This is a genomic window from Actinobacillus indolicus (assembly GCF_004519515.1).
GTDB classification, from domain to species: domain Bacteria; phylum Pseudomonadota; class Gammaproteobacteria; order Enterobacterales; family Pasteurellaceae; genus Glaesserella; species Glaesserella indolica_A.
On the sequence record NZ_CP038145.1, the window covers coordinates 354,181 to 379,781 of the forward strand.

Here is a 25,601-nt window from a genome sequence, read left to right on the forward strand (position 1 = left end):
AAAGAGGTAAATGCTATGACAATCAATATTTCAAGCAAACAAATGGAAGTAACTCCTGCAATCCGCGCACACATTGAGGAGCGTTTAGCTAAACTGAATAAATGGCAAACCCAATTAATTAACCCTCATTTTATTATTCATAAACTTCCTAATGGCTATGAAGTGGAAGCCTCCATTGGAACCCCTGTTGGCGACTTATTTGCAAAAGCACAAGATGATGATCTTTATAAAGCAATTAATGAAGTGGAAACCAAACTTGAAACACAATTAAATAAACAAAAACATAAAGGTGAAGCACGTCGAGCAGAAGACAGCATTAAAAAAGCGAATGAAGCATTGTAATATTCATTATTAATGACAACGGGGCAATTCAGCCCCGTTTATTTTTGCACAAATATCTGAAATCTTAACGCTTGTTTGACTAATCAGCCAAAAAAAGCGGCCCTAAATTACTTTTCGGAATCCCAAAATGTTCAGGATAAGTGACATCTACCAAATACAAGCCTTCTGCTTTCGCCGTAGGTGCGGCAAGGGTTCTGTCCCGTTGTTCCAGTAGCCATTTTATCCACTCTACGGGCTGTCTGCCCTGTCCAACTTCGATCAAACTGCCCACGATATTTCTTACCATATGATGTACAAAGGCATTGGCTTGAATATCGACAATAATATAGTCTTGTTGGCGACTCACTTGAAGATGATGAACGTTTCGCCAAGGCGTATGAGATTGGCATTGTGCAGCTCGAAATGAACTAAAATCATTTTCGCCTAACAAAAACTGCCCTGCTTGGTGCATTTTCTCGTGGTCAAGCGGGTGATAATAGTGCGAAACGCCTTTAGGCAAAATGGCTGAACGCAATTTATGGTTATAAATAATGTAGCGATAGCGGCGAGCCGTCGCACTAAAACGGGCATGAAAATCCTCGCTCACTTCAACTGCCCATTTCACCGCAATATCTGCTGGCAAATGGGTATTTGTGCCAAAGCACCAACTTTGTAACGGGCGATTCGCTTCGGTTTCAAAGTGAACAACCTGCCCTGTACCGTGTACGCCTGCATCTGTTCGCCCTGCACAAAATACCTCGCACGGTGTATTTGCAATTATGGATAAGGCTTCTTCGAGCTTCTGTTGTACCGAATCGACATTTTGCTGGCGTTGCCAACCAAAATAGTGACTGCCGTCATATTCAATCCCTAAGGCGATTTTCATTGCAAAAAATTCCCTTAATCTTACCGCTTATTTGCTAATTAACGATAAGAACTCTTTGCGAGTCTCTCTGTCTTGTAAAAACACACCGCCGAATGCAGATGTCATTGTTTGGCTATGGGTATCTTTCACCCCACGACATTTCACACAGAAATGGGTTGCTTTCACATAAACTGCCACATCTTCCGTTTCTAAAATGGTTTGAAATGCGGTTAAAATCTGTTCGGTAAAACGTTCTTGAACCTGTGGGCGTTGTGCAAAAAACTGCACAACACGGTTAATTTTTGATAATCCAATAACCCAATCTTTCGGGTAATACGCCACGGCGACTTTACCGTCAATTGTTACAAAGTGGTGTTCACAGGTGCTGGTTAAGGTAATATCGTCCACCAAAACCATTTCGCTCACTTTCATCTGGTTTTTGATTTTGGTGATTTTGGGGAAGGTTTCATAATCTAAGCCACTAAAGATTTCGTCCACATACATTTTCGCTAAACGGTGTGGCGTTTCTTCGAGGCTGTCATCACGCAAATCTAAGCCAAGAAGTTCTAATACGGAACGCATATGTTGCTGAATTTCACTACGACGAGAATCTTTATCTTTTTGATGGGCGACCGTCGGGGTTTCTATGCCTTTAGCAAGAAGGGCATCACGTACACTTTGTGCTTCTGGAGAGATGTTGCTCATGGGGTTTCCTCTAAAAATTTAAGCGAAAGATTCTACCAAATTACCTTAAAAATACAACGTAATCGGTAAAAATCGTGTAGAATCATTCGCAATTACATCAAAAAGAGAATAATAAAATATGTATTACCATTTTAATGCTCAACTTGTTTCCCCTGAACAACAAACTTTTATACAACAATTACTGGATTGCAAAGATTTTAGTCAATCCGACCGCTTGTTAGGTTCATCAAAAGGGCGTGGCACAACTTGGTTTCTCAATACCGAAAAAGAACTCGGTGTAAATAGCGTACTTCGCCATTATTATCGTGGTGGGCTGTTTGGTAAGTTCGTCAAAGATCACTATTTTTTTCAAGGCTATGAAAAAACACGAGCCATGCAAGAGTTCCGTTTACTCGCCCAACTCTCGCAATGGCAAATTCCAGTACCCCGCCCGATTGCAATTCGCGTAAAACGCCAATATTGTTTCTATCAAGCGGATATTTTGTTAGAAAAAATTGCAGATACCCAAGATCTAAGCCAATATCTACAAACAAAAAACTTAACGCCTGCACAATATCAGCAGATCGGGCAACTGATCCGTCAGCTACACGATCATCAAGTTCATCACTCAGATCTCAACATTCATAACATTTTGATCGACACCCAAGGCAAATTTTGGCTAATTGATTTTGATAAATGCCAAATTTCGCAGGGGAATGAATGGAAGCAAAGTAATTTAGATCGGCTATTGCGCTCTTTTAATAAAGAGAAAGGAAGATTGCAGATTCGCTTTGAACAAGCTGATTGGCAAGCACTCGTACAAGGCTATGACAGCTAAAAGAAAGAGTGAATCGCTCATCACGGTTCACCCTCTTATCATAGAATAAGAGTACTTTGTATCAGTATATTCAGTTTTAAGCAGAACAATCATTAGTTTTTTCTTTTTATTCCTTTTTTGCATAAAAAATTTCATTTTCTTAATTGACATAGCAATCTAGACGTCTAAAATAGCCAAAATTTTCATTTTTAATAACGTGTGGATAGATAGCTATGATTCAGCTGAAAAATATCAGCAAGCAGTTTGATGTTAAGGGCAAAAAAATTACTGCCCTTGATAATGTCAATCTTGAAGTACCCAAAGGCACAATTTATGGGGTTATTGGTGCTTCAGGTGCAGGTAAAAGTACATTAATTCGTTGCGTAAACCTATTAGAACGCCCAACGATTGGGCAAGTGATTGTAGATGGCAAAGATTTAACAACACTCTCAGAAAAAGAGTTAAATCTTGCTCGTCGTAAGATCAGTATGATCTTCCAGCATTTTAATTTGCTCTCTTCTCGCACTGTGTTTGAGAATGTGGCGTTATCGTTAGAATTAAACCATACGCCAAAAGAGCAGATTCATCAGAAAGTGAATGAATTACTTGAATTGGTCGGTTTATCGGACAAACATGATGTTTACCCAAGTAATCTTTCTGGCGGTCAGAAACAACGTGTGGCGATCGCTCGTGCGTTGGCGAACGATCCACAAGTATTACTCTGTGACGAAGCAACCAGTGCGTTAGATCCAGCGACAACACAATCGATCTTACAATTACTCAAAGATATTAATAAACGTTTAGGCTTAACGATCTTATTAATTACGCACGAAATGGAAGTGGTAAAACGCATTTGCGATCGTGTTGCAGTTATTGATAAAGGGCAATTAGTTGAAAGTGGTTCGGTCAGCGAAATTTTCTCTAATCCGAAAACGGAATTGGCACAACGTTTTATTCAATCCACTTTCCATATTGAATTACCGCAAGAGTATATGGATCAGCTTTCTCCAAACCAAACGCCAACCAGTAAGCCGATTATTAAATTTGAATTTACAGGGCGTTCTGTTGATGCACCGTTGCTTTCTCACGCATCAAAGAAATTTGGGATCGATTTTAGTATTTTAATGTCACAAATCGACTATGCGGGCGGTGTGAAATTTGGCTTTGTGATTGCCGAAGTAGAAGGTAATCACGATGCCATTTCAGAAGCGAGATTTTATTTGATTGATAATAATGTAAAAGTTGAGGTATTAGGCTATGTGGAATGATTTTATCAATGAACTCACACCGAAGATGTGGGAATTGGTGGCGATGTCCACATTAGAAACCTTATACATGGGCTTTGTGGCAACAGCTTTGGCTGTACTTGTGGGGATGCCGATTGGCTTTATTGCATTCTTAACAGGTAAAGGCGAAATTTTAGAGCATAAAGGATTACATCAAGTGCTTGATGTCATTATCAATATCGGTCGTTCTGTGCCGTTTATCATTTTGCTTGTCGTGTTATTGCCATTTACTCGTTTATTGGTGGGAACCACACTTGGAACAACAGCGGCGATTGTGCCATTAAGTGTTTCTGCGATTCCGTTTTTTGCTCGTTTAACCTCAAATGCACTTTTGGAAATCCCAAGCGGTTTGACGGAAGCGGCAAAATCTATGGGGGCAACAAATTGGCAAGTGGTTTCAAAATTCTATTTGCCTGAATCTTTACCTATTTTAATCAACGGCATTACGCTGACCCTTGTTGCCCTTATCGGCTACTCGGCAATGGCGGGCGCTGTTGGTGGCGGTGGCTTGGGGAACCTTGCTATCAGTTACGGTGAACATCGTAACATGGTCTATGTAAAATGGATCGCAACTATTATTATCGTGGCGATTGTCATGATTAGCCAAAAAATTGGCGATAATCTCGCAAAACGTTACGATCATCGTTAATTTTTAATTTGTAAACACAACTTTCTAGAGGACTTTCCTATGAATTTCAAAAAACTACTTGGACTAGCTCTTGTTTCTGCCCTTGCATTAACTGGCTGTAAAGAAGAAAAAGCGGCAACAACAGCACCAGCAGAGCCTGCAAAACCAGCTGCACCGTTAAAAGTGGGCGTGATGACAGGGCCTGAAGCGCAAATGACTGAAGTGGCAGTTAAAATTGCTAAAGAAAAATATGGCTTAGATGTGGAATTAGTTCAATTTACCGAATATACACAGCCAAATGCAGCGTTACATGCTAAAGATTTAGATGCAAACGCATTCCAAACCGTGCCTTATTTAGAGCAAGAGAGCAAAGATCGTGGCTATAAAATGGCAATTATTGGCAATACTTTCGTATGGCCAATCGCAGCATACTCTAAGAAAATCAAGAATATCTCTGAGTTAGCTGACGGCGCAACGATTGCGATTCCAAACAATGCAAGTAATACCGCGCGTGCGTTATTATTACTTCAAGCACACGGCGTGATTAAATTAAAAGATCCGAAAAACGTATTCTCAACAGAAAACGACATCATCGAGAACCCGAAAAACATCAAAATCAAACAAGTTGAAACATCATTGTTAACTCGTGCGTTAGACGATGTGGATTTGGCGATCATCAATAACACTTATGCAGGTCAAGCAGGCTTAAGCCCAGATAAAGACGGTGTTATCGTTGAGTCAAAAGATTCTCCGTATGTAAACTTAATCGTAAGTCGTGAAGACAACAAAGGCGACGAGCGTTTACAAACTTTCGTAAAAGCATTCCAAACGGAAGAAGTTTACCAAGAAGCGTTAAAATTATTTAACGGCGGCGTGGTAAAAGGCTGGTAATTAGAGAAGGCGGTTAGTGATAACCGCCTTTTTTATCGTTATAAGATATAACAAGGAGTTATTATGAATTTAAAAAAAGGGGCTGTCCTAGATAACGACTAAAAGCTCTATTTTAGGTTAAAATAACCAAATGAGAAAAAGTCGTCTAAGTCAGCATAAACAAAATAAACTCATTGAGCTGTTTGTGGCAGGTGTCACTGCTCGAACAGCGGCTGAGTTGGTAAATGTAAATAAAACGACAGCAGCCTATTACTTCTATCGTCTGCGATTGCTTATCTATCAAAACAGCCCACATATGGAGATGTTTGAAGGTGAAATTGAAGCCGATGAAAGCTATTTTGGCGGCACTCGCAAAGGTAAACGAGGTCGTGGAGCTGTGGGTAAAACCGCTGTATTCGGGCTTTTAAAGCGTGATGGTAAGGTGTATACCGTCGTTGTACCGAATACTCAATCTGCGACACTTTTACCGATTATTCGAGAAAAGGTGAAGCCTGACAGCATTGTTTACACCGATTTTTATCGAAGCTATGATGTTCTTGATGTGAGTGAGTTTAATCATTTTCGTATCAATCACAGTACTCATTTCGCAGAAAAACAAAATCATATAAACGGAATTGAGAATTTTTGGAACCAAGCTAAACGTCATTTACGCAAGTTTAACGGTATTCCCAAAGCACATTTTGAGTTGTATTTGAAGGAATGCGAATGGCGTTTTAATCACAGTAACTTAAAATCTCAAATTTCCATTCTAAAACAATTAGTTAAGGGCAGTCTAAGTTAGTTATCTAGGACAGCCCCTAAAAAAATTATTGAGTGCAACTGTTGTAGCAACTGTATTTGCTTTATCTGCTTGTGGAGATAAAGCTGAAAAAATCAAAGTTGGGGTGATGTCTGGCCCTGAACACCAAATTGCAGAGTTAGCCGCTAAAATTGCGAAAGAAAAATATAATCGTGACGTTGAGTTAGTCTCTTTTACTGATTACGGCTCGCCAAATGAAGCGGTTCATAAAGGGGATTTAGATGCGAACGCTTTCCAACATAAACCTTACTTAGATAAGGATTCTGCAGATAACGGCTTTAAGTTATCTATTGTGGGAAATACCTTTGTTTATCCGATTGCAGCTTATTCTAAAAAAATTAAATCTCTCGATGAACTCAAAGACGGTTCAAGTATTGCGATTCCAAATAACCCAACCAATTTAGGTCGTGCGTTGTTATTACTTGAAAAACAGGGCTTAATTAAATTGAAAGATTCTACGAATTTACTTTCAACTAAGTTAGATATTGTTGAAAACCCTCGTAATTTAGATATTCGTGAGGTAGATGGTGAATTGCTAACACGTGTATTAGATGATGTAGAATTTGCCATTATTAATAATACGTTTGCAGGGCAAATTGGGTTAAGTCCGGATAAAGATGGCTTATTCGTTGAATCTAAAGAATCGCCTTACGTGAATTTAATTGTGACTCGTCAAGGTAACGAAAATAACGAAGCGATTAAAGATTTTGTTAAATCTTATCAAACAGAAGAAGTCTATCAAGAAGCCTTAAAACTCTTCCAAGGCGGTGTAGTAAAAGGTTGGTAATTTACTTTTACTTCACTTTTAGTGACAATAACAAGCGGTGAGATTTTGTAAAAATTTTGCAAAAAAATCGCAAAATCAGACCGCTTGTCAGTGATTTTATTGATTAACAAAAAGAGAAACATGATGAATTTAAAAAAAGCATTTGGTTTAGCCGTTGTATCTGCATTGGTATTAGCTGGCTGTAACGAGAAAAAAGAAGTATTAAAAGTCGGTGTGATTTCAGGCCCAGAGCATGAAGTCATGGAAGTGGCAGTTAAAGTTGCTAAAGAGAAGTATAACCGTGATTTAGAGTTAGTGATTTTCACCGATTACGCAACTCCAAATGAAGCTTTAAACAAAGGCGATTTAGATGTCAATGCGTTCCAACACAAGCCGTATTTAGACAAACAAATCGCAGATAAAGGCTACAAATTAACGCCTGTCGGTAATACTTTCGTTTATCCGATTGCAGCTTACTCTAAAAAGATTAAGTCGATCGATGAACTTAAAGACGGCGATAAAATTGCAGTGCCAAATGACCCGACAAACTTAGGTCGTTCATTAATCTTGCTTGAAAAACAAGGTTTAATTAAGTTAAAAGACAATACTAACTTACTTTCAACCCGTGTAGATATTGTAGAAAACCCGAAAAATCTTGATATCCAAGAAGTTGAAGCGCCATTACTTCCACGTACCTTAGATGATGTGGCATTCTCTATTATCAACACGACTTATGCAGGTCAAATTGGTTTAACGCCAACGAAAGACGGCATTTTCGTTGAAGATAAAAACTCACCTTATGTAAATCTTATCGTGTCACGTGAAGACAATAAAGATAAAGAGATCGTGAAAGATTTTGTTAAAGCGTACCAATCTGAAGAAGTGTTTAATAAAGCGAACGAAGTGTTCAAAGGTGCGATGGTAAAAGGCTGGTAATTTAGCTTTAGGTTTAAAAGGCATAGTTGACAAAAATGGTTGTTTTTTTACAAACTATGCCTCTAATAAAAAAATTGTTGATTTTAATTATTTTTACAATTATTATCAACTCTTTTTATTTAAAAAAAATCCTTTATAAACATAATATTATACTTTTTCGTTAATCCGTTATGAACAGATAATTTTTATTTCAGTTCTTTAAATAATCCATCCAATTGATTCGTTGTTTTTTCTATATTTAAATGAGCATCTTCATCAAAGAAAAATAAATATTTCATATAGTATTTTAAACTAGCATAAGAGAAACTGCTAAAATTTATAAATTTTAGTTAGCTCCCTTTCTCATTTCGCAGTGCTACAATCTTGGTTTTGGCAAGGCTCTTGGTGCTATCGTTGTAGCTCCCTTTCTCATTTCGCAGTGCTACAATTCAATTAACGCTCTTGCCACCCCCTCATTAGTTGTAGCTCCCTTTCTCATTTCGCAGTGCTACAATCTGTTAAAGGTTGCACCGCTTGCCACATCTGTTGTAGCTCCCTTTCTCATTTCGCAGTGCTACAATAGCAAAACTATTCAATATCTACTTTACACGGTTGTAGCTCCCTTTCTCATTTCGCAGTGCTACAATGCTGGGTGGGTTGTCGATTGGGTACTTATTGTTGTAGCTCCCTTTCTCATTTCGCAGTGCTACAATTTGCCTTAATTTCGTTTAAGTAGAAAGCCCGTTGTAGCTCCCTTTCTCATTTCGCAGTGCTACAATTGCTTAGCTGTTCGGCTTGCTTAGCTTGCGGTTGTAGCTCCCTTTCTCATTTCGCAGTGCTACAATAGTAAAACTATTAAAATACCGCTTTACACGGTTGTAGCTCCCTTTCTCATTTCGCAGTGCTACAATCCCTATGCTCCAAAGCCTTATTCAGAAAGGGTTTGGAGCATTTTATTTATATAAAAAACAAGTGATTTTCTCTCAACAAGCGGTTGGTTTAGTAAAATTTTTTGCAAAAAACTGTGGTAAAAAATCATCCATAATTTATACCAAAGTGATATTTAGGTATAAATCTAGAAAAAATATTGTTCATTAAACAAGCGTTTAAACAGCGTTTTTGTTCAAAATAAAAGCAATTGAACTGTTATATAACTTTCAGTATCTCAATATTTTTTCATTAAAAAAGTAGCATTTGGTTTGCATTCACTTTTTTCTCTTGAACTTTCAACTCACCTAATAAAATCTGCATACTGGCAAACTGTTTTTCGGTAACTTCTAAGCAACGAATTGAGCCTTCTTCAGGTAGATGTTCACAAAGTCTTTTATGGTGCTTATCTAGTGCATCTCGACCTCGAACAATGCGGGCATAAACGGAAAGCTGTAACATTTGGTAGCCATCTTTTAATAAAAATTGACGAAACTGATTGGCGACTTTGCGTTTTGCCGCAGTAGTGACAGGTAAGTCAAAAAAGACGATCATTCGCATAAATTTTGCCTCACTCATAACGATGTTCCTCAAGCGGTAAGATTTCAGGAAGTTTTAACAACTCCGCATTTTTACTTACTAACGCATTCTGAAAGGACGCAATAGCTCTGTCTATGGTAGCTAATACACTAAACGTCTGTTGATTAATGCTCATTTGATAGTGCAATAAACGAATAAGCTGTTGTTTAGTCGCTGGAGTTAAGCCGTTATCGAGCCTATTTTCTTGCCACAATTGCCACACCATTAAATCGACCAAAGGGCGAAATGGTTCAATAAAATCATCCGCGAGATTAAAGGGATTTTGTTCATTATGATGAAACAATCCTAACGCTGGTAGCCAACCATATTGTACTAATGCCCTTGCCACTGCGGATCGTAATATCGTGTAAGCATAGTTCAGATGGGCGTTGATGTGGTTTTCTTGCCAACGGCGAAAATCCTTTCCAAATGCGGTTTGAAAATAGAGTTGTGCGGCTTGTGCCTCTATATTTTCTTTATCGCCCGATTTCACTTGTCCTGCCATTGCATACAATCTTTTTGCTTCTTTAGGGTGATGGGATTGGGTAAGCACAAAGGCTTGGTTACGGATTTTTTGTTGCACAATCCGTTGCCAAAGTTGCTTTTTCTGCGGTTGGCTTGCTTCAAGTTGTAGTTTAAGTGTTTTTAATTGGCGATGATATTGAGCGAAAGGTAACCACTGCCCACAAGGTAAAAATTGCTCATCACAACTAAGTAGTGTAATACCTTGTTGAGCGAAAGCCGAAAGTAGCGGAATTGTGATCACCGTTTCCCGACTTTCCACCACGACAATGGCAATATCTTCAAGGGGAACAGTAAACTCCTGTTCTTCTTGTTGGATTAACATCTGTTTACGTTTTAAGGATAATTTTCCGCCGTTACTGATTAAAATACTTCGCCAGCTCATAACCTTCCCCTTGAATTGAAAAAATCCCTGCTTTCATTGAAAACAGGGATTTGGATTAACGAACAGGTGGACGTTTTTTCATTGGACGACAAGGTCGAATATTTTTACCAAGTTCATCGACTTGGTATTTTTGAACAGAAATCGCTGTTTTGACTCCAATACCACGGTGTAATCCAGCTTTACCTTTTGAACTTTCCAAATCGTGTTCTCTAATTGTAATTGCCCCTGTCGCTCTATCTAGACTTGCATAATATCCAAAGAATTTTTCTTTCTTCGTTACCACTTCTACTAAATCATTCGGATATAACGCAAATTGGAAAATGGCATTTTCATCCATTTCTTCCCATTCAGCTTCATCTTTACCTTGAATTACTGCCCTATTCGGTAAAATTCCTTTTGCCACTTGCCAAGTATAAATCGGAACAAGGAAATATTTTCCTCCTTTAATAAAGACATCCACTCGCACCATTGAAGCATTATCGGCAACGCCATTTTCTTGGCGAACTAGCACGCCAGATTTTTGTACCTGCTCTACACGCACCGCTTTCACTTGTTGCCCACCCTTTTTATAGAACGGTTCAGCGAAGGCTTTTGCCGGATCATTATTAAAGGCTTCTAAACGTATTTTTAAAGCCTCATAAAGTTCTTTCTCACGCTCTCGATTGACCATATTTTCCAAATCTTTTAGCTTCAGCTGAGTGAGTGGTACACGAGAAACGCTTAATCCTTCAGCTAAACGCTTAGCAGATTTGATGGTTTCCATATGCCCTTGTCCCGTCATTTTGCGTGTTGGGGCACGTGAAACAAAGAGCGGTTGAATAAACTCGTGATTTGCTTGCTGTCGATCTGGTAAGGCGATAACGACATCTTCTGCCGGATTTTCGCTAAATACGCGAATTTCCACTTCTTGACGGAAGAATCTCCAAGGCTCAGGGAAATGGAAACGGATGATTTCTCCCGTTTCCTGATCGATTTTTTCGCCAGTAAACACATTCATCTCTTTATAACGCACATAATCGGTAATTTTCTTTTGTAATGCTCGAGTAGAACAAGCCACAACCACTGCATCAACGGCGTGATGGCGGTCATTATCTTCACGCACTTTTTGAATACCCCAACTTCTGCGAAGTAAGGCAGTAATTTGACCGTTTGAGGCAAATACTCGTTTTTTACCCTGTCCGACTAATTGCATATGGTCTTCAATAAAATTGCATAAGAAACGTGCTACATAGCGAGTATCGTTTAAGTTACGCTCTCTAAATCCTTCTTCATCAAGGTGTTTCGTTAAAATTCGTTGTTTTTTGCTATAAGGGAAACGGCTACCATTAACCAACGCCTGAAATAGTTTCCAACGCTCTGAGTTGTCTTTACCATTTAACCACTCATAAGGTGTTTGATTACCTTTGTTCTGATTTTCACTGGCAAGCACTAACACTTTATTATTAAAACTGTCATCCCAAGTACGAGAAAACGGCAATGCGTGATCAATTTCTACATAGCCTTTTTCAAGCAAGCGGTTTAAATCTAACTCTTTGCCTGAATATAAGCATTTGCCGTGCTGTTGCTCATAAAGACGCATTTTTAGAATATCTTTCGCTTTTGGCTCCCCCACAAAAGTAGGAAAAAATTCTTTAAATTTTTCTACCGCTCTTTGTCGCTCATTACGATTTTCTTCCTGACGCTTGGTAATATCTCGGCGTTCACTAAAAGATTTACCCACTTCTCGCCCCGTTTCAATATGAATACGAGCAGGCGAACCGTATAAACGAACTACACCGTTAATCACTTTTCGAGCTTGAGATAAGGTGCGTAGCACCACAGGATTACGAATGTCTTCTACGGGAATTTTTGGCAAGAAACGTAGTTCAAGTTGTTCTTTTTTGCCATAGTGATCGCCATAAACCTGTTTGCACGCCTCATCGTAACGCAAACCTTGCTCCATAAGCGGTAGGATTTTGGCTAAACTTTGCAAAGAGAGTTGAATAAATTTATCAAAACTCAGATTTTCTAATAGGGCATTTAATACCGCAGGCGGTAATTCACCACTGAGATATTGGCTAATCTCTTCATCGGTTTTATAGATCGAAAAAGCCGTACCGATTTTATCTAACAACTCCGGTTTGGTTTTTAAGCCCTCCCATTCGGTTTTCAACCCATTACTTTCTAAAGCTTTGCGAATGGCGTGCCAAGCCTTCATTTCCATTAAGGTTGCACTTTCCGCATTATCTTTGCCGTAACGAACCCCTTTAAAAATCGCTAAATCCGATAATTCCAGCAGTTTCCGTGCTTGAGCATAAGTAAATTTCGCTTTTTCAAAAGGTTGATTTATCAGTAATTGACGCTCTTCCGCCGTTAACCCACGATCTGAGCCGTTTTCTAAAATGCGTAAATTATTGAGCTTAGTCAGCCAAATAAAGTATTCCGCACTATAACTGTTTTTTGCTGCTTTATATTCGGTGGGTTCAAAGGTACATTTCCCTAGCATTTTTAAGATAGCCTCGCCGGATAATGCCGGCTTTTGCCACATTAATAATTCTGCAATGGCTTGCTCAAGGGATAGAGAAGTATAAGGATTGTTAAATTCACGTTGTTTTTGGAAAAGTAAACGAAGTTCTGCCAGTAAGTCATTACGATCAAAGGTATGGCTGTAAGCCCCTCGTTGATTGCGGATATGTCCTTCTTCCTGTTGGAATTTTTTAATCGCAATTTCAGCCGGGGTAGAAAATGCGTGCGTTTGTAATAACTGGCGGTTTTCACTCACTCCTTTTAACAATGCACCCAGTTCTTTATTGTCGGTTTTACTTTCGTTTTTACGCTGTGATAAATAGCCACGATGTTTTAACAAATGTAATAACACCGCCGCCCATTCTTTACGATTTAATAAGTGATTCAATCCCTTAACACGCAATTCCCAAGGATTATTCGGCAATGGCTTAACATCATCTGCTTGCAAAATCCCTTCTTGTTTTAATAAACGCTTGGCTTTAAGCAAACGAACGGCTCTACGTCTGACTAAACGTCGGCTACTTCTTGCTAAACGGCGAGCTAAAGCGAGAGAATCCCCTGTTTTAGGTACTTCCGCCCGCTCAAAGGTTCTTACACCCACATCAATTAACCGAATCGGGAGTTCATTTTGATCAATTTCAACCACTGCCCAACCAACAGAAGCGATACCTAAATCTAAACCGAGAATATAATTGAGAGCTTTCATTTGAATATCCTTTTTAGCAAAAATAACCATTCTTGCTATTTTTACCATAAATTGATGGGAAGGTTGACAATTTTTAGTCAAATTTGTAGAATCGTTCACATATTGTTGCACTGCGAAATGAGAAACGTTGCTACAATAAGGCTTTTCTGAAAAGAATTGACCGCAATGCTCTGCCCCTTGTAATTTCGGTTACAAGGGGCATCATTTTAGGGATAGTATTAGAAAGAAGAATTACTTATATCTCTGCACATCACTCTGCAAATCCAGCCCTTTCAACCACGCCATTTTTTCTTTGATCTGCTTTTCCATTCCACGTTCGGTTGGGAAGTAGAATTGAGTGTCTTTTAGTTCAGGAGGGAAGTAGTTTTCCCCTGCGGCGTAGGCGTTAGGCTCATCGTGAGCATAGCGGTATTCTTCGCCGTAACCTAAGGATTTCATTAAGTTAGTCGGTGCGTTACGCAGATGTTCAGGAACATCGTAATCTTTGCCTTCTTGGGCTAGGCGTTTGGCTTGTTTGAATGCGGTATAAACAGCATTACTTTTTGGGGCAACGGCAAGGTAAATTACCGCTTGGGCGATAGCCCGTTCGCCTTCGTAAGCTCCTACTCTAGTATAACAATCCCACGCAGCAAGGGCGACTTGCATTGCTCTTGGGTCAGCATTGCCCACATCTTCCGATGCTATTGCAAGTAGTCGGCGAGCGACATACAGTGGATCGCCTCCAGCGGTTAAAATACGAGCGTACCAGTACAATGCACCGTCAGGGGAAGATCCTCGGATGGATTTATGTAAGGCGGAAATCAGATCGTAATAGCGGTCGCCACCTTTGTCGAAACGGGCTTGGCGTTCGCCTAACACTTCGGTAAGTAAGGCTTTATCCAGTAATTTTCCTTGTGGCAATTGTTCTGCCATATCGCACATTAATTCAAGGCAGTTGAGAGAAAAACGCCCGTCGCCATTGACGTAGTCCGCCAGTAGTTGAAGCACATTATCTTGAATAATGAGTTTTTCATTGCCGAGTCCACGCTCTTTGTCTGCAATAGCATTTTGCAAAATTTTTAAAATATCGACCGCTTGTAATGGCTTGAGAATGTAAATTCTTGCCCGTGACAGCAAGGCGTTATTCAGTTCAAAGGACGGATTTTCGGTGGTTGCCCCAATAAAAATAATGGTACCGTCTTCAATGTGAGGTAAAAAGGCATCTTGTTGGCTTTTATTAAAACGGTGAACTTCATCAACAAAGAGTAAAGTACGTCTGCCGGATTGTCGGTTGAGTTTGGCTTTTTCGATGGCTTCTCGGATCTCTTTGATACCACTGGTGACGGCGGATAGGCGTTCAACTTCGGCATCCAGTTCGTTTGCGATAATTTCAGCAAGGGTGGTTTTACCTGTTCCTGGGGGCCCCCAGAAAATCATTGAGTGGCTATGCCCAGCTTCAATCGCTCGGCGTAGGGGCTTGCCTTCGCCGATCAGGTGTGATTGTCCGACATATTCAGCTAAAGTGCGAGGTCGCATTCTAGCTGAAAGAGGGCGAAAATCCGCAGAAAAATCGAAAGATAAGCTGTTCATTAGCGTAAATGCAGTCCTCGGCGTATGTGTCGCATCAGTAAGAAAATCCACGGCCATAAGATACCGCTTATGATCGCCCCGATAATTTCTTGGGTGTTAAATTCTGCACTATGTAGCACCAGTTCGATAAAGAAAATAAAGCAACGAATGAGTGCGATATATGCCATGACAAGTAAACTCTGTAACCATAACGAGAGATTACGCAAAATGAGATGATATTTGGCAACAAAATAAATCGCAATCGACAACACCAAAGCGTGAATGCCTAAAATTGAGCCTAAAATCAAATCCCAAACAATGCCCGCTAAAAAGGCTGTGCCGACACTAATTTTGTCAGGTAACGCTAATGCCCAATAAATAAGGACAAGTATAACCCAACTTGGACGTAATCCTTGTAAATCCACAGGCCAAGGCATAATCTCTAAAACAAAAGCGATGACAAAAATAAAGGTCAGAACTAAAAGTTGGAAAATTATATTCTCACGCATTACTCTGCTCCTTGTTCTGTACTGTGGTTAATATCGCTCTCTACTTCAGGCTGGCTAGCTGGGTTTTCAGTTTCATCCGTAGGATCGATATTTTCTTCTTTTGGCTCATCCCCATTTACTTGCGTTTTTTTACTGTTTTTTAAACGATCTAATGGGTTTAAGCTATTACGTCGTTCTTCAACGGCATCTCTCACATCTTGCGGAGATAAAGACTCAGACTTACGAATTTCTTCACTCGTTGGCCACAATAAAAGCAAGTAGCGTAAACGATCAAGGGAAGCAAGTGGGCGTGCTGTGGCTCTTGCAAAATGGTTTGAACCATCATTTTGTACGGTTTCAATCACCGCAACAGGATAGCCTTCGGGAAAACGTCCTCCTAATCCAGAAGTAACAAGCACATCTCCTTTGGCAATATCCACGGTTCTTGGTAAGTTATCTAAAATCAATTCATTGCTATGTCCATTACCATTGGCTATTGCTCGAACATCGTTACGCAAAATTTGTACAGGAATAGCATGAGTGACATCGGTTAAAAGCAATACTCGGCTACTTTTTTCCCCGACAGAAATGACTTGCCCCACGACACCTCGTTCATCAATCACGGGTTGCCCGACAAATGCACCATCACTTTGTCCTTGATTGATCACCACTTGTTGACGGTAAGCGTCCATTTCTGCTGTCAGCACTTCCGCTACTTTTTTATATTCATCTTGGCGTAAAGGGGAACTGAGTAATAAGCGCAAACGTTGATTTTCAACTTTCAATTGATCGAGTAATAACAGATCTGCATTTTTTTCTCGTAATTGATCTTTCAAAACACGATTTTCTAGTTGTAATTTTTGGCTATCTATAAAATTATTGCTGACACCATCCAATACAGTTCTTGGCGTGTTCGCAAAATAATAGAGACCACTTACCGCTGTTTCTAATACACTACGCATTTGAATCATGGCGCTACTTCTACCATCTAATAAAATTAAACTAATAGAAATAATCACTGCAAAAAATAGACGAACACCAATGGAAGGCGCTTTCGCAAAAATAGGTTTCATAATTTGATTAAAATTTAACTCATCTGTTTAAACGCAAAATGGACAATAGCGCTTGTTATTGTCCATTTTACCTTTTAATTCACCAATCTTGGTTAGTTATCGTCACTAAAAAGATCGCCACCATGCATATCGATCATTTCAAGTGCTTTACCACCACCACGTGCAACACAAGTGAGAGGATCTTCGGCAACAATAACAGGAACACCTGTTGCTTCAGAAAGCAATACATCAAGATTTTGTAATAATGCACCGCCACCGGTTAATACCATTCCGCGAGCAAAAATATCTGCAGCCAACTCTGGTGGACATTGTTCTAGAACACCTTTAACCGCTTCAACAATACCATTTAATGGTTGCTCAATCGCTTCTAAAACTTCTTTTGAACTTAATTCAAAGGTACGTGGTGCGCCTTCTGCTAAATTATGGCCATGAACTTCAATAGTACGAATTTCATCTTCATTTTGGATATACGCTGTTGCAATTTCTTTCTTGATACGTTCAGCTGTTGTTTCACCAATTGCTGATCCATAGTGACGACGAACATAAGCAATAATCGCTTCATCAAATTTATCACCACCAATACGTACAGAGGCTGAATGTACGATGCCATTTAATGAAAGCACTGCAACTTCTGTTGTACCACCACCAATATCAATCACCATTGAACCCGCAGCTTCTGCTACAGGTAAACCAGCACCAATTGCTGCTGCCATTGGTTCTTCAATTAAATAAACTTCACGTGCACCCGCACCAATTGCAGATTCTTTAATTGCCTTACGTTCTACTTGCGTCGCACCAGCAGGAACACAAACTAACACACGCGGGCTTGGGCGCATAAAATTGTTGCTATGTACTTGTTTTATGAAATGTTGCAACATTTTTTCTGTTACATAGAAGTCTGCAATTACACCATCTTTCATCGGACGAATTGCTAAGATACTTTTTGGAGTACGACCTAACATGGATTTTGCATTACTGCCCACAGCGGCAATACTTTTTAATGAACCTATACGATCCTGACGTACCGCAACGACTGAAGGTTCATCAAGTACAATTCCTTGTCCTTTAACATAAATTAAGGTGTTTGCAGTACCAAGGTCGATCGAAAGATCGTTAGAAAATAATCCAAGAAATTTTTTAAACATATAGGGAATCCATTGAAACAGAATATTATTTATAAAAAAGTGATATCTCTCATAGAGACAAAATTGGGCGTAAATATAGCAAAAAAGGCACCATACACCAAGGAATAATTTATTTTTTTGCAATATTTTATAAGGAAGTCACCGCTTGTACCCATTCTAATCAAAAAATAGCTTTATTTATGCTTATCATTAGAAATTTTTTACCCAACCATACAAATAAATGGTACATTTAACGCGTTTTCGCTTTGAAAAAACAACTTTATTTTAACCTCAACCCAACAGGAGTCTTTATGCTTATTGGTGTACCAAGAGAGCTGTTAGACGGTGAAACTCGAGTGGCGGCAACACCGAAAACCGTTGAACAGATCAAAAAACTTGGTTTTGAAATCATCATCGAAAAAGATGCTGGTTTTAAAGCTAGTTTTGAAGATAACGCATTTGCACAAGTAGGTGCGACGATTGGAAACGCAAAAGCGGTTTGGAATGCGGACATTATTTTTAAAGTCAATGCACCAACAGATGCGGAAATTGCGTTAATCAAGGAAGGGGCAACCCTTGTGAGCTTTATTTGGCCTGCGCAAAATCCTGAATTAATGCAAAAACTTTCTGCGAAGAAAATCAATGTGTTAGCGATGGATGCTGTACCACGTATTTCTCGTGCGCAAGCCCTAGATGCTTTAAGCTCTATGGCGAACATTGCTGGTTATCGTGCTGTTGTTGAAGCTGCTCACGAATTTGGCAGTTTCTTTACAGGTCAAATTACTGCAGCAGGTAAAGTACCACCAGCGAAAGTGCTTGTGATTGGTGCGGGTGTTGCAGGTTTAGCGGCAATCGGTGCGGCAAACAGCCTTGGTGCCATCGTGCGTGCTTTTGACTCTCGTCCTGAAGTAAAAGAGCAAGTAGAATCAATGGGTGCAAGTTTCCTTGAAATTGATTTCAAAGAAGAAGGTGGCAGCGGTGACGGCTATGCGAAAGTAATGTCGGAAGAATTTAACCGCCGTGCATTAGCACTCTATGCTGAACAAGCAAAAGAAGTGGATATTATTATTACCACCGCACTTATCCCGGGTAAACCAGCCCCACGCTTAATTACCAAAGAGATGGTTGCCACAATGAAACCAGGTTCGGTAATTGTGGATTTAGCAGCGGCAACGGGCGGTAACTGCGAATTAACCCAAGCAGGTAAAGTGGTTACCACAGAAAACCAAGTGAAAATTATCGGTTATACCGATTTACCAGGTCGTTTACCAACCCAATCTTCTCAACTTTACGGCACAAACTTAGTCAATCTCTTAAAATTACTTTGCAAAGAGAAAGATGGCAACATCAACATCGACTTTGAAGATGTGGTATTGCGTGGCGTGACCGTAATCCGTGATGGCGAAGTCACTTGGCCAGCGCCACCAATTCAGGTATCTGCACAACCACAACAAAAAGTGGCGGCAAAACCTACTGAGAAAAAAGAAGAAAAACCAGCCGACCCACGCATTAAGTATGGCTTATTAGCCTTAGCAGTGATCGCATTCTTGTGGTTAGCTTCTGTTGCACCTGCAACATTCTTATCTCACTTCACCGTTTTCGTTCTCTCTTGCGTAGTAGGTTACTATGTAGTTTGGAATGTTAGCCACGCATTACATACGCCATTAATGGCAGTAACCAATGCAATTTCAGGTATTATCATTGTCGGTGCATTACTACAAATCTCTCAAGGCAGTTTCTTTATCAGTATTCTTGCCTTTATTGCGATTTTAGTGGCGAGCATCAACATCTTCGGTGGCTTCAAAGTTACCCAAAGAATGTTAGCAATGTTTAGAAAGGGTTAAGGAGAAAGAGTATGTCTTTAGGTTTAGTACAAGCGGCATATATTGTCGCAGCCGTTCTCTTTATTATGAGCCTTGCAGGGCTTTCTAAACACGAAACGGCAAAAGCAGGTTGTTGGTATGGTATCGTGGGTATGACGATTGCACTAATCGCAACCATTTTTGGACCACAATCACAAGGTACAATTTGGATTTTAATCGCAATGGCAATCGGTGGTGCTATCGGTATTCGTCAAGCATTAAAAGTTGAAATGACCGAAATGCCTGAGCTTGTGGCAATTCTTCACAGCTTCGTAGGTTTAGCGGCGGTATTAGTCGGCTTTAACAGCTACGGTCTTGCACACGAAACAGATCCAGTGCTACAAAATATCCACAATGTTGAAGTATTCCTTGGTATCTTCATCGGTGCAGTCACTTTCACAGGTTCAGTGGTTGCTTTCGGTAAATTACGCGGCATTATCAATTCAAAAGCATTAATGTTGCCACACCGCCACAAATTAAACCTTGCGGCACTTGTGGTTTCTGCACTATTAATGGTTGCTTTCTTAAATAACCCAGAGAATATTTTCCCTGTATTAGTAATGACTGCAATTGCTTTAGCATTCGGTTGGCACTTAGTGGCTTCTATCGGCGGTGCGGATATGCCAGTGGTTGTTTCTATGCTTAACTCTTATTCAGGTTGGGCAGCAGCTGCAGCAGGCTTTATGTTAAGCAATGACTTGCTTATCGTCACAGGGGCATTAGTCGGTTCTTCAGGTGCAATCCTTTCTTACATTATGTGTAAAGCAATGAACCGCTCGTTCATCAGCGTTATCGCAGGTGGCTTTGGTAACGATGTTCAAGTCAGCTCTGATGAAGAACAAGGCGAACACCGTGAAACTACCGCAGAAGAAGTGGCAGAATTACTTAAAAATGCAAGCTCTGTGATCATCACCCCAGGATACGGTATGGCGGTGGCACAGGCACAATATCCTGTCGCTGAAATCACACAAAAATTACGTGACCGTGGCGTCAATGTTCGCTTTGGTATTCACCCAGTTGCAGGACGTTTACCAGGACATATGAACGTATTGCTTGCTGAAGCGAAAGTGCCTTACGACGTAGTATTAGAAATGGACGAAATCAACGATGATTTTGCTGATACTGATGTAGTGTTGGTTATCGGTGCAAACGACACGGTAAACCCAGCAGCAATGGACGATCCAAACAGTCCAATTGCAGGTATGCCTGTACTTGAAGTGTGGAAAGCACAAAATGTTATCGTGTTCAAACGCTCAATGGCTGTAGGTTATGCTGGCGTACAAAACCCACTATTCTTCAAAGAAAACACCCAAATGTTATTTGGTGATGCGAAAGAACGTGTAGACGATATTTTGAAAGCACTTTAATCTATCACGTAATAAGGCTCACCTTGGTGAGCCTTATTATTTATAGGCATAGTAGACAAAATGGTTGCTAATTTCGTAAAAACTATGCCTATATGACAAAGTGGTTGCTAATGAATATTTTTAATTATTCTTAGCAACTCTTTTTATTTAAAAAATCCTTTATAAACATAATCTTATGCCTTTTCGTTAATCCTGCATGATGCGATAATTTTTCCTTTAGTTGTCCAAATAAGTTTTCAAGTCTATTTGTCGTTTTTTCGATATTTAAATCGCCATACTTTTCATAGGTAAATAAATAATCCATATAACGTTTAAAACTATGATAAGCACTTCTTACATTCCGATGTTTATAAGGATAATAGCCCTTTTCATTCGGCTTATCTGACCGTTCTTCTAAAAATGCTTTATGTTTTAAATACCAATGATGTAATCGTAAATAGAAGTCTTTTTTAGAACTTTGCTTAAGTGTCAATGCAATAATTTTTAATTCTTTTCCTGCCATAGACTGATGCTTTTTTCGTAATGCCCTCATCACAATGGCTACCATATGAAAATGGCACATTTGCGTCGGTGTATTCAATAAATCTTTCAATATACCCCGTCTGCCATCACAGGTAATTGATTGAATTTTATAGCCTTTCATACGAAGTGAATTGAATGCTATTAAACATCTTTTTCCGTTTTGATGACACGATGGTAAACCACTTTTTTAGAAAGCGAATCTATCAAGACTAAAATACCAAATTCACGACCAAAGAAGGTGGTATCCGCAATAATATTCAAATAACGTGATAGTGGTGGATTTAATGCTGTTTTAGGGGCTTTTTCGAGATATCTTTGAATTGTTCTAATTGAACAATGATATTTTTCGGCAAGTTGTTTATAGGTTTGTTTTCCTATTGAATAATCATTCCAAATATTTATTGGATTTAATTTCTTTTTAAGGGTAAATGTTTTATTACAGGCATTGCATTTATAGCGTTGAATATTATTTCTTATACCATGTTTGCGAATGTCGCTACTGTGGCAAAAATGACATTTTTTGGGTTCATAATTCAAAAAAGTGGCTTAAAGCCCGTAATATAAGGCTTTAAGCCACTTTTTAGCAACCATTTTGTCTACTATGCCTATTTATAGTTAGATCTACTATGAGCTTTATTACAAAAGTTATTCTTTACTTTCTTTTGCTCTTTCCAAAATATTTTGGATTTCAAGCATAGTTTCTTGATCTTCAGCAAGTGCAATTTTCCGCATCTCTTCGTTTTTAAAGAGTTCTAATTTCGGATCGTACACTTCTGCCATTAATTTCACCCGATGACGATCTCGCTCAAAGTAATAATCGCAAATTTCATCCGCAACCTCTTCTTCAATGCCTAACATTTTTAATGCAGCACGTCCGCTACGCAAAGCAGAATCAAAGGTTTCTCGAACTTGCTTATCTGCCCCTGCTTTATAGAGTTCAAAGACATGAACACGGTCATAAGCACGTGCAATAATTTTAATATTTGGATTCATTGAACGAGCTAATTCGACAATATGTGTTGCTTGATCTTTATCATCTACTGCAACAATCAGTAATTCGGCTGTTTCAATACCTGCATTATGTAATATCTCTGGTCGAGTTGCATTTCCATAGTAGCTTTTAATACCATATTTTTTAGCTCCCTCTACTTGAGATTCATTCAAATCAATAATAGTCGGGTGGTAACCTGACATGGTTAATACGTGATTTACAATTTGTCCATAACGACCAATTCCCACCAGAATAACAGGATGCTGTTCTTCAATATGATCATCGGCTCGCTCTCCGACTTTATCTACTAAGCGTGGAGCGACAAATTTATTATGTAAAATGATCGTAATTGGTGCAAAAATCATTGAAAGTACGACAATCGCCGTTAGATTTGCTTGCTCTTCTAGTGAAATAACCCCTTGTGCCGTTGCTGCTGCATATAATACGAAGGCAAATTCTCCACCTTGCGCCATAATGACAGCTCTATCTGCCGCAACACTATTTGTACTTTTCATAAGTTTTGCAATCACAAAAATACAAAGCGATTTAACTACCATCATTGCAATCACAGCAGATAGAATTAGCGCCCAGTTTTCAAATACAACATTCAAGTCTAGCGCCATACCTACGCCGAGGAAGAATAGACCGAGCAATAATCCTCTAAATGGTTCAATGTCCGCTTCTAACTGATGACGAAAACTTGACTCAGAGAGTAAAACGCCTGCGACAAATGCGCCCATTGCGGTTGATAATCCACCTTCTTCCATTAATAACGCAGAGCCTAAAACAACAAAGAGTGCGGCTGCGGTCATTAATTCACGAATTTTAGTTTTCGCAAGTAAGCGGAAAAGTGGATTAAGCACCCAAATTCCGACAACGACTAATGCGGTAACGGATAATCCAGCAATCCCAATTTTTTGCCATACTGGTTGAGTATCTGCAATATGGTTTGGATCTGTTGGTGCTAAGAATGTGACAATCGCAAGTAACGGAACAATAATGAGATCTTCGAAAAGCAAGATCGACACCATTTTTTGCCCTCTTGGGGTGGCAATATCGCCACGTTCACTCAAGACTTGCATGACAATCGCTGTAGAAGTTAAAACAAATCCTGCTCCACCAACAAAGGATACTTGCCAAGAGTAGCCAAAACTCATTCCGACAAAGGTTAGCAAAATTGCACAAACAACCACTTGCATACTACCTAAACCGAAAATCTGACGGCGTAATCCCCATAAATGTGATGGTTTCATTTCCAAACCAATAATGAAAAGGAACATCACAACACCTAATTCAGCCACATGAATAATCGACTGTGGATCGGAAAATAGTTTTAAACCAAAAGGTCCAATGGCTAAGCCTGCGGCTAAATATCCTAGAACAGAGCCTAATCCTAAACGTTTAAAAATAGGAACGGCAATAATTGCAGCTCCTAAGAGTGTAACGACACTCACTAATTGACTAGCACCTTCTGCTGCCATATTTTTACCTCAAAAAATAATAGGATTCGCATCCTTGTGAATAGACAAAAAGCCAGAACAATCATTGACTGGCTTATCTCCGAGTTATTTAGATAAAACAAAATCTAGCGTTATGCTTAACGCTAGATTTTCTCATTAATGTTGTGCAATAGAACCAAATTTTCCAGCTTGAACATCACGCATTGCTTGGATAATCTCTGCTTCCGTATTCATTACAAATGGACCATAACCTACAATAGGCTCATTGATTGGCTCACCGCTCAAAATCAAGATTTTCGCATCGGCTAATGCCGTTAATTCGACATCTGCTCCACCAGAAGCAAAAGTAGCTAATTCACTACGTCCTACAACATCTTTACCATTCACCTTAATTTCACCATCTAAAACTAAGATGATAAGGTTGTGTGATTCAGGTACTGCAAATAAATTTGTTTTACCTGCATTTAAACGAACATCCCACATATTAATTGGCGTAAAAGTTGTTACTGAACCTTTTATGCCATTTAACTCGCCTGCAATTAATCTAGCATAACCAGCGTTATCTGCAAATTCCACAACTGGAATTTCTGCTGAGGTAATTGCTTGATATTTCGGCGTTGTCATTTTGTCTTTTGCTGGTAAATTAACCCAAAGTTGCACCATTTCAAACATTCCACCCTCTTTTGAGAATTTCTCAGAATGGAATTCTTGATGCATTAAACCTGAGCCTGCGGTCATCCATTGCACATCACCTGTACCAATAGTACCGCCACCACCATAAGAATCACTATGAGAAACTTCACCTTGATAAGCCACAGTAACTGTTTCAAAACCACGGTGAGGGTGTTCGCCTACACCACGTGGGCCATACTCACGATTTGGCTCAAAGTAACGTGGCGGATTATAATCCATAAGTAAGAATGGGCTTAAATTTTCACCTTTATCGTGGTAACCAAACATAGATTGAACTTCAAAACCATCCCCTACCCAATGTTTTGCTGGTGCACGACGAATATTCATTAATTTTTTCATGTTAACCTCACTATATGTTATTCATTTTTAAGTACGCAGAAATGCTGTTCTCTGCAAAAGTGAGCACATTATATTAATTCCATAAAATTAATAAATATTGATTTTATGAATATATAATTTACCAAAATGATATAATATTATGCTTTCAATTTTTCTGGTACCGATGGTGCAGGTAAACGTTTTAGTACGGTACCTTCTAAATTGATATTTCCAAAACGAGCATGACCGCTATTCCAATCAGATACGGCTTCTTCTAAGGCTTCTACACTATCAGCGACAAAGTTCCACCAAATCACTGTTGGATGTGGCAGTGGTTCTCCGCCAAGTAACATAATATGCGTACCTTCTTCCGCCCAAAGATCTAATTCACCCGTTGCATTTTGGCAATCAAATAACACTGCTAGCTCATCGGCTTGATAAGTCACGCCATTCACCTTGACTTCGCCTTTTAAGACCAAAATACCGTATTCAAAAGTAGGTACAGTTTCAATGTCAAAAGTTTGAGCTTGCTTAAATTGCATATCCACACCAACGAGTT

At 39.4% G+C, this 25,601-nt stretch carries 24 protein-coding genes and 1 CRISPR repeat array; of the genes, 10 read left to right on the forward strand and 14 right to left on the reverse strand.

From position 1 onward, the window contains the following. Positions 1-15 precede the first annotated feature (15 nt). Positions 16-342 carry a ribosome hibernation-promoting factor, HPF/YfiA family gene (hpf, locus tag EXH44_RS01660; RefSeq protein WP_162855993.1) on the forward strand — a complete coding sequence of 109 codons (327 nt, stop codon included), beginning with the start codon at positions 16-18 and terminating at the stop codon, positions 340-342. A gap of 79 nt (positions 343-421) precedes the next feature. On the opposite strand, the gene truA is transcribed toward hpf, so the two are convergent. Both truA and folE read right to left on the reverse strand, forming a co-directional pair. Then, positions 422-1,207, reverse strand: coding sequence for a tRNA pseudouridine(38-40) synthase TruA (gene truA / locus EXH44_RS01665; RefSeq protein ID WP_162855994.1), 786 nt, complete (start codon positions 1,205-1,207; stop codon positions 422-424). 27 nt (positions 1,208-1,234) lie between these two features. Further along, positions 1,235-1,891 (reverse strand): GTP cyclohydrolase I FolE, encoded by a 657-nt coding sequence (gene folE / locus EXH44_RS01670; protein ID WP_162855995.1) that lies wholly within the window; start codon positions 1,889-1,891, stop codon positions 1,235-1,237. A 118-nt stretch (positions 1,892-2,009) separates the two neighbouring features. Here folE and EXH44_RS01675 point away from each other — a divergent pair, with 118 nt between their 5' ends. The 7 genes from EXH44_RS01675 to metQ all read left to right on the forward strand — a co-directional run bounded on the left by EXH44_RS01675 (position 2,010) and on the right by metQ (position 7,993). Next, positions 2,010-2,708 (forward strand): 3-deoxy-D-manno-octulosonic acid kinase, encoded by a 699-nt coding sequence (locus EXH44_RS01675; protein WP_162855996.1) that lies wholly within the window; start codon positions 2,010-2,012, stop codon positions 2,706-2,708. Between the two features lie 212 nt (positions 2,709-2,920). After that, entirely contained in the window at positions 2,921-3,955 is a 1,035-nt protein-coding gene (gene metN, locus EXH44_RS01680; protein ID WP_135674443.1) for a methionine ABC transporter ATP-binding protein MetN, read from the forward strand. Then, positions 3,945-4,622, forward strand: coding sequence for a methionine ABC transporter permease (locus EXH44_RS01685; RefSeq protein ID WP_162855997.1), 678 nt, complete (start codon positions 3,945-3,947; stop codon positions 4,620-4,622). The genes metN and EXH44_RS01685 overlap by 11 nt, the downstream gene beginning before the upstream one ends. 39 nt (positions 4,623-4,661) lie before the next feature. Beyond that, positions 4,662-5,492, forward strand: coding sequence for a MetQ/NlpA family ABC transporter substrate-binding protein (locus EXH44_RS01690; protein ID WP_162855998.1), 831 nt, complete (start codon positions 4,662-4,664; stop codon positions 5,490-5,492). 130 nt (positions 5,493-5,622) lie between these two features. Then, positions 5,623-6,273, forward strand: coding sequence for an IS1595-like element ISHps3 family transposase (locus EXH44_RS01695; protein ID WP_162855999.1), 651 nt, complete (start codon positions 5,623-5,625; stop codon positions 6,271-6,273). Positions 6,274-6,301: 28 nt separating this feature from the next. Continuing rightward, positions 6,302-7,078: a MetQ/NlpA family lipoprotein gene (locus tag EXH44_RS01700; RefSeq protein ID WP_162856000.1), complete on the forward strand. Its 777-nt coding sequence runs from the start codon at positions 6,302-6,304 to the stop codon at positions 7,076-7,078. Between the two features lie 123 nt (positions 7,079-7,201). After that, a complete protein-coding gene (gene metQ, locus EXH44_RS01705; RefSeq protein WP_162857511.1) occupies positions 7,202-7,993 on the forward strand; it encodes a methionine ABC transporter substrate-binding lipoprotein MetQ in 792 nt (263 codons plus the stop codon). 326 nt (positions 7,994-8,319) lie between these two features. Then, a CRISPR array of direct repeats spans positions 8,320-8,883; the repeat unit is 36 nt; unit sequence GTTGTAGCTCCCTTTCTCATTTCGCAGTGCTACAAT. Between the two features lie 268 nt (positions 8,884-9,151). Here metQ and cas2 read toward each other — a convergent pair. The 7 genes from cas2 to EXH44_RS01740 form a co-directional block, all read right to left on the reverse strand. Continuing rightward, on the reverse strand, positions 9,152-9,478 hold the full coding sequence (gene cas2 / locus EXH44_RS01710; protein ID WP_162856001.1) for a CRISPR-associated endonuclease Cas2: 327 nt from the start codon (positions 9,476-9,478) through the stop codon (positions 9,152-9,154). After that, on the reverse strand, positions 9,471-10,385 hold the full coding sequence (gene cas1, locus EXH44_RS01715; protein ID WP_162856002.1) for a type II CRISPR-associated endonuclease Cas1: 915 nt from the start codon (positions 10,383-10,385) through the stop codon (positions 9,471-9,473). Before cas1 ends, cas2 begins: the two co-directional genes overlap by 8 nt. A gap of 55 nt (positions 10,386-10,440) precedes the next feature. Continuing rightward, a complete protein-coding gene (gene cas9, locus EXH44_RS01720) occupies positions 10,441-13,596 on the reverse strand; it encodes a type II CRISPR RNA-guided endonuclease Cas9 (protein WP_162856003.1) in 3,156 nt (1,051 codons plus the stop codon). A gap of 231 nt (positions 13,597-13,827) precedes the next feature. Then, the gene (locus EXH44_RS01725) at positions 13,828-15,165 is read right to left on the reverse strand and encodes a replication-associated recombination protein A (RefSeq protein ID WP_162856004.1); all 1,338 of its coding nucleotides are present in this window, start codon (positions 15,163-15,165) and stop codon (positions 13,828-13,830) included. After that, on the reverse strand, positions 15,165-15,653 hold the full coding sequence (gene mreD, locus EXH44_RS01730) for a rod shape-determining protein MreD (protein ID WP_135674401.1): 489 nt from the start codon (positions 15,651-15,653) through the stop codon (positions 15,165-15,167). Before mreD ends, EXH44_RS01725 begins: the two co-directional genes overlap by 1 nt. Continuing rightward, positions 15,653-16,705 (reverse strand): rod shape-determining protein MreC, encoded by a 1,053-nt coding sequence (gene mreC, locus EXH44_RS01735; RefSeq protein WP_162856005.1) that lies wholly within the window; start codon positions 16,703-16,705, stop codon positions 15,653-15,655. The genes mreD and mreC overlap by 1 nt, the downstream gene beginning before the upstream one ends. Before the next feature lie 92 nt (positions 16,706-16,797). After that, positions 16,798-17,850: a rod shape-determining protein gene (locus EXH44_RS01740; protein WP_162856006.1), complete on the reverse strand. Its 1,053-nt coding sequence runs from the start codon at positions 17,848-17,850 to the stop codon at positions 16,798-16,800. Positions 17,851-18,140: 290 nt separating this feature from the next. On the opposite strand from EXH44_RS01740, the gene pntA reads away from it, so the two are divergent. Together pntA and pntB are read left to right on the forward strand one after the other, a co-directional pair. Further along, positions 18,141-19,673 carry a Re/Si-specific NAD(P)(+) transhydrogenase subunit alpha gene (pntA, locus tag EXH44_RS01745; protein WP_162856007.1) on the forward strand — a complete coding sequence of 511 codons (1,533 nt, stop codon included), beginning with the start codon at positions 18,141-18,143 and terminating at the stop codon, positions 19,671-19,673. An 11-nt stretch (positions 19,674-19,684) separates the two neighbouring features. After that, a complete protein-coding gene (gene pntB / locus EXH44_RS01750; RefSeq protein ID WP_015940120.1) occupies positions 19,685-21,058 on the forward strand; it encodes a Re/Si-specific NAD(P)(+) transhydrogenase subunit beta in 1,374 nt (457 codons plus the stop codon). Between the two features lie 130 nt (positions 21,059-21,188). Here pntB and EXH44_RS01755 read toward each other — a convergent pair whose 3' ends face one another. The 5 genes from EXH44_RS01755 to EXH44_RS01770 form a co-directional block, all read right to left on the reverse strand. Further along, on the reverse strand, positions 21,189-21,701 hold the full coding sequence (locus EXH44_RS01755; protein ID WP_244238735.1) for an IS256 family transposase, variant Zn-binding type: 513 nt from the start codon (positions 21,699-21,701) through the stop codon (positions 21,189-21,191). Positions 21,702-21,721: 20 nt separating this feature from the next. Next, positions 21,722-22,117 (reverse strand): IS1/IS1595 family N-terminal zinc-binding domain-containing protein, encoded by a 396-nt coding sequence (locus EXH44_RS11165; RefSeq protein ID WP_244238732.1) that lies wholly within the window; start codon positions 22,115-22,117, stop codon positions 21,722-21,724. A gap of 108 nt (positions 22,118-22,225) precedes the next feature. Continuing rightward, positions 22,226-24,052 carry a monovalent cation:proton antiporter-2 (CPA2) family protein gene (locus tag EXH44_RS01760; RefSeq protein ID WP_162856008.1) on the reverse strand — a complete coding sequence of 609 codons (1,827 nt, stop codon included), beginning with the start codon at positions 24,050-24,052 and terminating at the stop codon, positions 22,226-22,228. 135 nt (positions 24,053-24,187) lie between these two features. Further along, positions 24,188-25,063 carry a pirin family protein gene (locus EXH44_RS01765; protein ID WP_162856009.1) on the reverse strand — a complete coding sequence of 292 codons (876 nt, stop codon included), beginning with the start codon at positions 25,061-25,063 and terminating at the stop codon, positions 24,188-24,190. A 137-nt stretch (positions 25,064-25,200) separates the two neighbouring features. Continuing rightward, positions 25,201-25,584 carry a pirin-like C-terminal cupin domain-containing protein gene (locus EXH44_RS01770; protein ID WP_244238736.1) on the reverse strand — a complete coding sequence of 128 codons (384 nt, stop codon included), beginning with the start codon at positions 25,582-25,584 and terminating at the stop codon, positions 25,201-25,203. Positions 25,585-25,601: the final 17 nt, after the last annotated feature.

Excerpts from the sequence above, each read along its gene's own strand:
- hpf (WP_162855993.1), top strand. The coding sequence starts at position 16 with ATGACAATCAATATTTCAAGCAAACAAATGGAAGTAACTCCTGCAATC.
- truA (WP_162855994.1), bottom strand. The coding sequence starts at position 1,207 with ATGAAAATCGCCTTAGGGATTGAATATGACGGCAGTCACTATTTTGGT.
- folE (WP_162855995.1), bottom strand. The coding sequence starts at position 1,891 with ATGAGCAACATCTCTCCAGAAGCACAAAGTGTACGTGATGCCCTTCTT.
- EXH44_RS01675 (WP_162855996.1), top strand. The coding sequence starts at position 2,010 with ATGTATTACCATTTTAATGCTCAACTTGTTTCCCCTGAACAACAAACT.
- metN (WP_135674443.1), top strand. The coding sequence starts at position 2,921 with ATGATTCAGCTGAAAAATATCAGCAAGCAGTTTGATGTTAAGGGCAAA.
- EXH44_RS01685 (WP_162855997.1), top strand. The coding sequence starts at position 3,945 with ATGTGGAATGATTTTATCAATGAACTCACACCGAAGATGTGGGAATTG.
- EXH44_RS01690 (WP_162855998.1), top strand. The coding sequence starts at position 4,662 with ATGAATTTCAAAAAACTACTTGGACTAGCTCTTGTTTCTGCCCTTGCA.
- EXH44_RS01695 (WP_162855999.1), top strand. The coding sequence starts at position 5,623 with ATGAGAAAAAGTCGTCTAAGTCAGCATAAACAAAATAAACTCATTGAG.
- metQ (WP_162857511.1), top strand. The coding sequence starts at position 7,202 with ATGAATTTAAAAAAAGCATTTGGTTTAGCCGTTGTATCTGCATTGGTA.
- cas2 (WP_162856001.1), bottom strand. The coding sequence starts at position 9,478 with ATGAGTGAGGCAAAATTTATGCGAATGATCGTCTTTTTTGACTTACCT.
- cas1 (WP_162856002.1), bottom strand. The coding sequence starts at position 10,385 with ATGAGCTGGCGAAGTATTTTAATCAGTAACGGCGGAAAATTATCCTTA.
- cas9 (WP_162856003.1), bottom strand. The coding sequence starts at position 13,596 with ATGAAAGCTCTCAATTATATTCTCGGTTTAGATTTAGGTATCGCTTCT.
- EXH44_RS01725 (WP_162856004.1), bottom strand. The coding sequence starts at position 15,165 with ATGAACAGCTTATCTTTCGATTTTTCTGCGGATTTTCGCCCTCTTTCA.
- mreD (WP_135674401.1), bottom strand. The coding sequence starts at position 15,653 with ATGCGTGAGAATATAATTTTCCAACTTTTAGTTCTGACCTTTATTTTT.
- mreC (WP_162856005.1), bottom strand. The coding sequence starts at position 16,705 with ATGAAACCTATTTTTGCGAAAGCGCCTTCCATTGGTGTTCGTCTATTT.
- EXH44_RS01740 (WP_162856006.1), bottom strand. The coding sequence starts at position 17,850 with ATGTTTAAAAAATTTCTTGGATTATTTTCTAACGATCTTTCGATCGAC.
- pntA (WP_162856007.1), top strand. The coding sequence starts at position 18,141 with ATGCTTATTGGTGTACCAAGAGAGCTGTTAGACGGTGAAACTCGAGTG.
- pntB (WP_015940120.1), top strand. The coding sequence starts at position 19,685 with ATGTCTTTAGGTTTAGTACAAGCGGCATATATTGTCGCAGCCGTTCTC.
- EXH44_RS01755 (WP_244238735.1), bottom strand. The coding sequence starts at position 21,701 with ATGAAAGGCTATAAAATTCAATCAATTACCTGTGATGGCAGACGGGGT.
- EXH44_RS01760 (WP_162856008.1), bottom strand. The coding sequence starts at position 24,052 with ATGGCAGCAGAAGGTGCTAGTCAATTAGTGAGTGTCGTTACACTCTTA.
- EXH44_RS01765 (WP_162856009.1), bottom strand. The coding sequence starts at position 25,063 with ATGAAAAAATTAATGAATATTCGTCGTGCACCAGCAAAACATTGGGTA.
- EXH44_RS01770 (WP_244238736.1), bottom strand. The coding sequence starts at position 25,584 with ATGCAATTTAAGCAAGCTCAAACTTTTGACATTGAAACTGTACCTACT.